The organism is Geobacillus jurassicus NBRC 107829 (genome assembly GCF_001544315.1).
Classification (GTDB): domain Bacteria; phylum Bacillota; class Bacilli; order Bacillales; family Anoxybacillaceae; genus Geobacillus; species Geobacillus jurassicus.
Genome location: NZ_BCQG01000086.1, coordinates 1 through 8,927 on the forward strand (window position 1 = coordinate 1; position 8,927 = coordinate 8,927).

Below are 8,927 nucleotides of genomic sequence, written 5' to 3' on the forward strand. Positions count from 1 at the left end.
CGAAACAATATGTTGTGTTTTGTTTAAGGGAAATTACCCTTTTGAGTCAGCCCCCTGTTCTTTTACCGTATACATGCTTGAACTACTCGACCTAAATTGTAATGACATTTGAAGGTGGACATTCCTGAGAACATCAGTTTTTTAGCAGACACTTCCCGTCGTTCCAACGGTGAAAACGTTTCATAATTTCTATGCCTTGTGTTCTGTCTAACGCCATCCGCGCTTCCCCTCTGCCTCTCTTCCTGTTTGTTCGGCAAACACCCAATAGCGGCTGCCGGCAAAATTTGCCGCCATGCCAACCAGTGTCGCCACGCTCTTTGCCAGCCAAAGCGGGGCAAACCGGTCCGCCACAAGCAAAACGCCAAGCGACGCGCCAAGCGACAACCCGTTGACGGCAAGAAAGCGCAAAAATTCCCCAATGTTCGCTTTTCGTTTCACTTCAAACGTCCAGCGTCGATTCCAAATGTAGCTGTTCGCCATCCCAGCACCGTAGGAAACGACTTGGGCGGCGGCCGCCGGAACGCCCGCGGCCGCGAGCAGGAAAAAGACAGCAAAGTCGACCGCCGTATTGCTTGCCCCAACAACGGCAAACCGCCATACGGTTTGTTTTTCTTTACGGAATGTATGAAGGCTTCCGTTCATGCTTTGTCCGAACTCCCCACGTTTCATTGATGACATACAGCGGCCGCCCTTTCACTTCATCATAAATGCGCCCGATATATTCGCCAATTGCTCCAAGCATGAGAAGCATCACCCCGTTGCAAAGGAGCATGGCCATGAGCAGCGACGCCCAGTCAGCGACTGTCGAATCGGTGAACCACTTTAGATAAAAGACGGCCAACATTCCGACGATGCTTGCTGCTGACAACAAAAACCCAAGCAAACTCGCCAGTTTGAGCGGCTTATGCGAAAACGACGTAATGCCATCGAGCGAAAACCGGATCATTTTTTTGAGCGGATATTTCGTCTCACCGGCTAGGCGCGGCTCACGCTCGTATTCGACCGCCGTCTGCCGAAACCCAACCCAGCTCACCAAACCGCGGACGAAACGGCTCCGCTCTCTCATATAGACTACCTGATTGCACACCTTCCGGTCAATAAGGCGAAAATCGCCGGTATCGACCGAAATGTCGATGTCGGTCGCTGCCCGCAGCAAGCGGTAAAACACATACGCCGTCCATTTTTTGAACGCTGTCTCTCCTTTCCGCTTGACTCGGCGGGCATAGACGACATCATACCCTTCTTTCCAGCGCGCGATCATCTCCAAAATGAGTTCCGGCGGGTCTTGCAAGTCGGCAAAAGAACCAGCCGTTTGGACAAGTTTTGGTTTTCCAAGCTCTTGAGAGTGTGCTATGATGGAGGCAAAGGAGGTGAATTATATGGAAGAAAAAACCATCGTACAACAAATTTTAAAAGCGCTCGATCTGCATTCCGATCATATCCGCCGGCAAATGCAAGACATGGAAGAGCGGCTGTCCACAAAAATACAAGAGACAGAAGACCGCTTGCGCGCAGAAATGCAAGACATGGAGAATCGCCTGCGTGCAGAAATGCAAGACATGGAGGATCGACTACGCTCGGAAATGCGGGAAACGGAAGACCGGCTGCGCCAAGAGATCCAACAATCAGAGAAACGGCTTCGTCAAGAGATGTATGACCTTGAAGAACGGGCGGACAAGCGGTTTGAGCGCATCGAAACGAAAATCGGCTGCTTGCGCCTCGAATGGTCGGAAACGCAAGAGACGGTGGATTTCCTCGCCCGCAAAACTCTCCAGCATGAACAAAAACTCCGCGTTTGGGCTGAAAAAAGCTAAATTCCCGACAAATACAACTCGAATCGGCCGTCAGGCAGGCTGCAGCCTGCCTGACGGCTGATCTTGCTTTCTCATCCTTTTCTTCTTGCGGCAAAGGGGCGAATGCCAGGCCCGGTTCGCCCCATACTTCGTGCTGTTTTGCGCCGCGTGTTCCTTACGGCCGACCGACTTTCGCGTCGGAAAACGCCTTTTTCATCTCCTCATATGACTGTTTCAGCCGTTCATGATAACGCGGCGCGTCCCACACCGGCCACTTGTATGTGTAAAACTGTTTTGCCGGGAGCACCTGTCCTTCCATCGCCGGGAACGAAAACGAATCCGCTCCGTCCGCGACGTATAAGCCTAAGCGGATGCCTGGGACGATCCGACGGCTCTTGAGACCGCCTTTCGACCAGATGTCGCCCATCACCTCGCGCCGGCTCGGGTCAGTGACATTGAGGAGCGCCCACGGCAGGCGGATTTCATACATATCGCCGCTATGGCTTACGCTGATATCCGCAAGCGAATCGAATGCCGCGTCAGCCGGGTTGGCCGTGCCGAACCGCAAAATTCCGGTTTCATACGAATCAAAGGGCACCGCCTTGCCGCGAGTCTCTTCCAATTTTTTTATTTAATGTCAGACGAATCGGGTGGTAGACGCCGTTATCTTTCCGGTTGGCGTAAGGCGCCGCCGGCATCATATGCAACTGATGGCCATAATGATAATAAAACGTGTCATAGTAGCTGTCGATCAACAACCGCGCGCTCTCTTTTCCGTGAATGACCAAGGCGAAATCAATCCCCGCCGTGCGAACGCTGGGAAGGCCCGGGAGGCGCGACTGCCCTTGGTCCGGGATCGTATCAAACGCGATGTATGCGGTGGTCCCATCCGTGATGCGCCTGCTGTCCAACCGCACATACAAATACCCTTCATCGCTCGTGACATACAACGCCCGCTTGCCATCCGCCCATGCCGGCTTGATCCCGTTGAATGTCCAATCGTCTTTCCGCCCGTCCACCTTGATCATCGCTGCTGCGCTCGGTCCCGGATCGAACCGAAGGAGGCCGAAATGCTGCTCATTCGTCTGCACGTTCAGCCAAAACGGGCGGCGATCCGGAGTGTCGTACTCCATCGTATTCCACGTCCGTTTGAACCACTCATCCTGCCACGAAAACAACAGACCGCCCGCCATTCGCTCATGGACGATGTCCTCAAACAGCTTCCGATCGATTTCCCCTTGTTCTTGTTCAGAAAGAAATCCTTGGTTTTTCCCATGCACGTTTCGATGCGCCATTCCGCGCGAGGAAGGGACGCCGAATTCGGCGACCAAAACCGGCATCCGATGCGCCGCTTTCATGTCATGCAAATAGCCTGCGTAGCTGTTCGGCTCGCCGCTCCAATCCATATAGTTGAGGTATTTTTCCTCTTTGTTCAAAAAATCGGGATAATACGGATAAATATGGTACGAGGCAAACAGCCCGGCGCGCAGCTTTTCTTTTCCGCGTTCCGACAGTGACAACGTATATGTTGCCAACACTTCGCGCTCATCGATTGGCTCGACGATGTCAAACCAGTACGAATACGGAGCGCGCACTTTTTCTCCCCACCGCTTTTCCCCCGCTTTCGTATACGAAAACACGACGCCATCGGCGCCGATATCACGCCGGTCGAGAATGATCAGCCGGTCTGTTTCATCAACAAGCACGATGCCCGGGCCACGGAACGCAAACCGCTTGCCATATTGAGTTTCATAGTTTTCTTTGACCCATACCGGCACTTCCCGGCTTCCCAAGTCAGGAAAATAACGGCCGATCCATCCGGTCCACTGAAGGCCGAACAACTGCGCAAACGATGTGCGCACCGCCTTTTCCGTCGGATGGGCCATCGAATTAAACTCGGCGATGAGCGTTTTCCCGCCTTGACGGGCAAACTGCCAAAGCGCCTTCATCTCCTCACCATCAAGCCCGCCATGCACTTTCGCCGACCGCGCCCCGTCGGTTCGCTTGCGGACGAACTCTTCCTCATATACGCCGTACGTGTCGGCGACATAGACGGCATCATACCGATCCATCGCTTTCGGAAACGGCCGCACACCGTACGTCCCATCGTCCTTCGGCACAAACCCGACGTAATCGCGCGCTGCTTCGTACCGTTCCCCATTGCGGTGGACATACTTTTGCGACCGCAAAAGCCAAATGAGTCCTTGATGCTCGCGGTACGATTGATCTGAGACTGTTTCATCGACAATGAGCAGTTCAAGTTGTGTTTTCGGTTTCAGCCACCAAAGCCAATACGGCGCAGAAAGCACAGCCACGGCCAACACAATATACACATAAATCCAACCGAACGCCCGCTTCTCCATCTCCCCACTCTCCCTGTTCCTGCATATTTTCCTTATAACAAAAAGAACGTTTGTCCGGCAAGAACAGGCAAGGGCATCCGTCAAATTTTTCTTTTCCGCAAACACGATTTCACCTCCGGCAGCGGTCGTATGGACTGACAGGCATTGCGGGGGAAACAAAAAGAAAAGCTCCCTTGCTCGGGAGCTTGCCTGTCCGCCAACAAGCCGCCTTACCGGTTCGGCTCATAGACGTCCCATGTCCATTTGATTGACTCAACAATTTGGTTCGCCGCCTGTTCCGCCTCAAGTTCATTGATGTCGACACGGGAATGATGGAGAGCGTAAGCGGACTGCCGCTGGAAAAACAGCTGCTCCACTTCTTCCAACGTTTTGTTTTTCAACACCGGCCGGCTGTCGACAATGAGCGGCAGCCGCTCTTCTTTCCAATGCTCCCACGACAAGTCTAGGAAAAAGACGATGCCGTGAGCTAGGCAGGCGCGCCGCACGTCTTCCTGCAAATACGCGCCGCCGCCAAGCGAAATGATTTTCAACCTTGTATTTGTGCATAAATTGACGATCAGTTCCCGCTCGACCTGTCGAAAGTACGCTTCCCCTTTTTGCGCGAACATCTCCGGAATCGACATCCCGTGCCGCCGCTCGATTTCCGCATCGACATCAATAAAGTCACGGTACAGCTTTTTCGCGACCAGCTGCCCGATCGTTGTTTTCCCCGCTCCCATAAAGCCGATCAAAATGATGTTCCGCTCGCGGAGGGGGAGAGTGATTTGATTGCTCACCGTTTCTTTCCTCCTTTGTCTCCGCTCGTCAGGGTCATAGTAAACAAACAGCCTGCGTTCAAATGATCGTCTATCACTGGCTATACATTTGCAAGATGGAAAGCACTGTCCGCACCTCATCGATCGGAATTTGCCCTGGGGCAGAGCTTTGTTTCCCGACGGCAAACGTCACCGCTGAGCCAAACAGCCATCCAGCCAACCGGGTAATAGCACCGAGCCCACCCATCGCCATCGTAATGAGCGGAATAGACAGCTCGCGTCGCGCTTCTTCCGTCGCCTGCAACAACGTCAACACATCTTGCGGCGACTTTGGCATGACGGCCACCTTGGCGATATCGGCCCCGCACTGCTCGGCTTGGCGCATTTCGGCCACCAGCGTTTCTTTCGACGGGGTGCCGTCAAAATAATGACGCGACACGACGAGCCGGACGCCACCTTCGTCAGCCGCACGGCGCACCGGGGCAATACGCTCCCCATAAGCCAGCTCATAATCTACCAAATCGACAACCCTGCTTTTACAAATTGCTTCGATCAGTTGCTGCACTTCCTGTCCATCGAGCGGAATCGGCTGTCCCCCTTCCCGCTCGGAACGGACCGTAAACAAAATCGGAATGTCCTCCGTTACATTCCGCAACTCTTTCGCGGTAGCCAACACACTGTTCTGGTCATGAATGGCTTGAAAAAAATCCGCACGCCATTCAATCAAATCGGGCTTCTTCCGACAAACCTCCTCTGCTTCACGCAACACTTGTTCACGATCAACGCCGATCACAGGAACACAGATACACGGTTTCTCGCCGCCGATCAGTATATTTCTGACCTTGACCATTGTTGATGAACCCATCCATCAATCCCCCTTATCCACCATATAAAACATGGCGACGAGTCGCTATAGCGCATTGTCAATATCGAGTCAAAGCAAAACGGCAATGCTGATTTCTCGTCCTATGCTCTCCCCTCGATATAGACGGGGCGAAAACATTCGGGAACCATGGGGTCTTAACTTGATTATTCATGCAAACCGGCCGTCGCCCGTTTTTTCCTTAGAAAAGCCGTCCATAAACAATTCAAAAATTTATTAAACACTCGGTAATTTTCGATTTTCCACTTCCCCTTTAATACTTCACTGCAAGAAAATATTATATACAAAACGCTCGCATTTTTCCATATACAACTTGATTTGATCGTGTATTTCGTTATGTACAGTACATGTCACTGTCGCGATACATTCGGATCTATATGGGATAACGATTGGCATATGACCGCCAATACCCCGACACCCTGTGTTTTCTTTATGTGAAAACAAGGAAATGGTGGCTGCTCACCGCCACCCAATCATCCGCTCGAGCCCCACTGCCACGCCATCTTCTTCGTGGGAGAAGGTGACAAAGTCGCATGTTGCCTTCAACTCCGGCGCAGCGTTGGCCATGGCGACGCGATAGCCGGCGACCTCAAACATCGACAAATCGTTATGGCTGTCGCCAAAGGCGACCGTATCGCGCAAGTCGATGCCGTAGTGGGCGGCAAGCTGCTTGAGCGCCGCGCCTTTTGTCGCCCGCTCGTTGTTCATTTCAATGTTGTGCGGATGCGACGAGGTGACCGTCACACCACGGAGCGCCGCGAAATGGGAGGCCGCTTCGCGAAGACGCTCGCGGTCAAGAGCAAAAACAAGCAGTTTGTATAAGGTAAGCTGCGGATCATCCCACACCGTGCCGATGTCATCGACGTACGTCACTCGCGCCTGTTGGAACTGCTTATTGACAAGCCATTTCACGTCCGGGGCCGCATCAGCCATCTCTGAAGCCAACGCCTCCCAATAGGATCGGTTGTGCAACCCGACGTAAACCGCATCACCTGTGTACGTCTCACAATACAAATCCGATTGTTCGCGCACCCACTCAAGCGCCGGACGGACGATTTCCCGCTCGAGCGGCGCCTCGCTGATGACCGTGCCGTCTTCCAGCGTCACAATTGCCCCGTTCAGACTGGCGATCGGACAGACAAGCCCCGCCTCACGAAGCGGGGCGAGCGCGTCTTTGCGCGCCCGCCCGGTGATGACGGCGACGATATGGCCTTCCTTTTGCGCGGCCATCATCGCCTTTCGATTGCGCTCACTGATTTTGCCTTCTCCGTTTAATAGCGTTCCGTCCATATCAAGTGCAATCAACATGTTCATCCCTCTTTCTGCGTCGTGCAAAGCGCTCTTAGAAAAACGGAGTCCTGGCAGAAGCAGCGGGCTAGTGAAAAGCCGGAAATTCCCGCGCTTTTCACTCCGTACCCCAGCGCCTGCCCCCATCATCTCCTGTTCTGCATCTCTTTCTCCTGTTCGGCATCACTGTCGGCTCCTTCTTAGATCGCAAACTGTTCAAACAATTCCCTCACTTCATCGGAACGAGGGGTTGGGCCTGTGCTCATATTCACACCCAACTCGCGCAAAAGCGGGGCCAGCAACGGACCGTGTTCCTTCGTGACGCGCACATGGCTCGGTACACGCCCGAGCGCGCGGGCAAATTCAAGAAAACTTTGTTGCAGCGTCTTCGCCTCCAGCTGGCCGCGAAACACTTGGTGATGCAAAATGACTCCGCCCGCTGCATCGGCGGCCAGCGCCAGCAGCGGAAAATACGGGCGCTCCCAGCGTCGCTCCTGAATCGGCTTGTTCACATAAGCGACCGAAAACTCCGCAAACAGTGGGGCGCGATCGAGCGCCTTGACCTTTTCCAACTCGTCCGTTCCGATTTCAAGCACCGGTGTTTCCTTTTTCTTCGCCTTAGGGCGCGGCACCCAGCCGTCGCGCCAATGAAGCCCGTCTTCTCTCCGTTCGGCGATCCGGGCAAACAATCGGTTGCCGCGAGCGGACGAAGCTAGGGACAGCTCGCCATCGCGTAGCCGCTCGGCGACAACTACCGCTTGTTCCAATGCCATAGCCGCCCATGCCGCTTCCTGTTCCGAAAGAAACCATGGATAATATCCAGGGGCAAAACTGCGGAACATCGGCAACAGCCGTTTTCCACTCACAGGAATGTTATACTTCCGCAACATCGCTTTATCGTCTCTTTCCAAGTCGTTTCGGGGCGCGAACGACACGAGCAATGCGCGCTCTTTAAACACAGCGTCTTTTGGATGCAACGTTCCAGATAAAATATCTTGCAAGCATGCATACCCTTCCTCACCGATGTAAATGACAAGGCCGTACTCCTGGCCAAGCGCCCCGATCACCGTACAATACAACGATTCCCCATCAGGAGTCACCACGGCAAAAATTTGATCATCGTCCATCCATGTCCACGGGGCCAAGTCCCTGTAGGCGAGCGCTTGATCGAACAGCGTTTTCCATACATCCTGTTCCACTTCTTCGACTCTGCCTTTGCTTGCGGCTCGTTTCGTTTTTTTCGCCTCACCTTCTTCCTTCACCACTTTTCGTTGAAACGGGGCGAGCGCCACATTCACGTTCGCCGTCAGCTCCGCTGTGCTCATCTCTTCCTCTATGGCTTGCACTTCTCCCCAGCTGTCCTCTTTCAAACCCACTCGCACGGCCTTGATGCAGCACGGATACAACGCGCCAGGAAGCGGATCGACGATTTTTTCCAAGACGATCTCATGCTCCCACATATCGCCAAAATCATATACGTATTGGGCGCGGTCGCCTTCTTCGACAAACCATTGCCCAATCCTTTCCTCCCGCTCATCGTAATCGGCGCCGTCCCATCCAGCCGCTTCGTTGCCGATTTCAATGCGCAGCCGCGCCGTTCCGCCGACCTTCGTTATATAAAACGTATGCAAGTGCTGGTCCATCCAGCCGAACGCTGCCTGCAACACGCGATGCAGCTCGGCAAACGTCATCTCCCCAGGCACAAGCAACCGGCGCCAAATGGGAGGGCGCGTATGTTTCAACTGTACTTTCAGTTGATAAATCATTCTCCACTTCCTCTCCTGTTTGCTTGTCTTTTTATTATAACAAACGGATGGAAAAATGGTGAAATGTTCTCCCTTTTCGG

General features: G+C 53.6%; 6 protein-coding genes and 2 pseudogenes. 1 reads left to right on the forward strand and 7 read right to left on the reverse strand.

Annotated elements, in window-relative coordinates:
* Window positions 1-207: 207 nt before the first annotated feature.
* Both GJ1_RS16650 and GJ1_RS16655 read right to left on the reverse strand, forming a co-directional pair.
* Entirely contained in the window at window positions 208-642 is a 435-nt protein-coding gene (locus GJ1_RS16650) for a GtrA family protein (RefSeq protein ID WP_066234863.1), read from the reverse strand.
* Window positions 614-1,297 (reverse strand): annotated as a pseudogene (locus tag GJ1_RS16655) (glycosyltransferase); the annotation flags it as partial. The pseudogene GJ1_RS16655 and the gene GJ1_RS16650, both read right to left, overlap by 29 nt.
* A gap of 82 nt (window positions 1,298-1,379) precedes the next feature.
* Between GJ1_RS16655 and GJ1_RS16660 the strand changes: the two are divergent.
* A complete protein-coding gene (locus GJ1_RS16660; RefSeq protein ID WP_066234866.1) occupies window positions 1,380-1,814 on the forward strand; it encodes an MbeB family mobilization protein in 435 nt (144 codons plus the stop codon).
* A gap of 154 nt (window positions 1,815-1,968) precedes the next feature.
* Here the strand turns inward: GJ1_RS16660 and GJ1_RS16665 are convergent.
* The 5 genes and pseudogenes from GJ1_RS16665 to GJ1_RS16685 form a co-directional block, all read right to left on the reverse strand.
* A pseudogene (locus GJ1_RS16665) lies at window positions 1,969-3,772 on the reverse strand (hypothetical protein); the annotation flags it as partial.
* Window positions 3,773-4,365: 593 nt separating this feature from the next.
* Window positions 4,366-4,875, reverse strand: coding sequence for a shikimate kinase (locus GJ1_RS16670; RefSeq protein WP_044737251.1), 510 nt, complete (start codon window positions 4,873-4,875; stop codon window positions 4,366-4,368).
* Window positions 4,876-5,005: 130 nt separating this feature from the next.
* Window positions 5,006-5,776, reverse strand: coding sequence for a type I 3-dehydroquinate dehydratase (gene aroD / locus GJ1_RS16675; RefSeq protein WP_066234869.1), 771 nt, complete (start codon window positions 5,774-5,776; stop codon window positions 5,006-5,008).
* 477 nt (window positions 5,777-6,253) lie between these two features.
* Window positions 6,254-7,102: a Cof-type HAD-IIB family hydrolase gene (locus tag GJ1_RS16680; protein WP_066234872.1), complete on the reverse strand. Its 849-nt coding sequence runs from the start codon at window positions 7,100-7,102 to the stop codon at window positions 6,254-6,256.
* A 179-nt stretch (window positions 7,103-7,281) separates the two neighbouring features.
* Window positions 7,282-8,847 carry a plasmid pRiA4b ORF-3 family protein gene (locus GJ1_RS16685; protein ID WP_066234875.1) on the reverse strand — a complete coding sequence of 522 codons (1,566 nt, stop codon included), beginning with the start codon at window positions 8,845-8,847 and terminating at the stop codon, window positions 7,282-7,284.
* Window positions 8,848-8,927 lie beyond the last annotated feature (80 nt).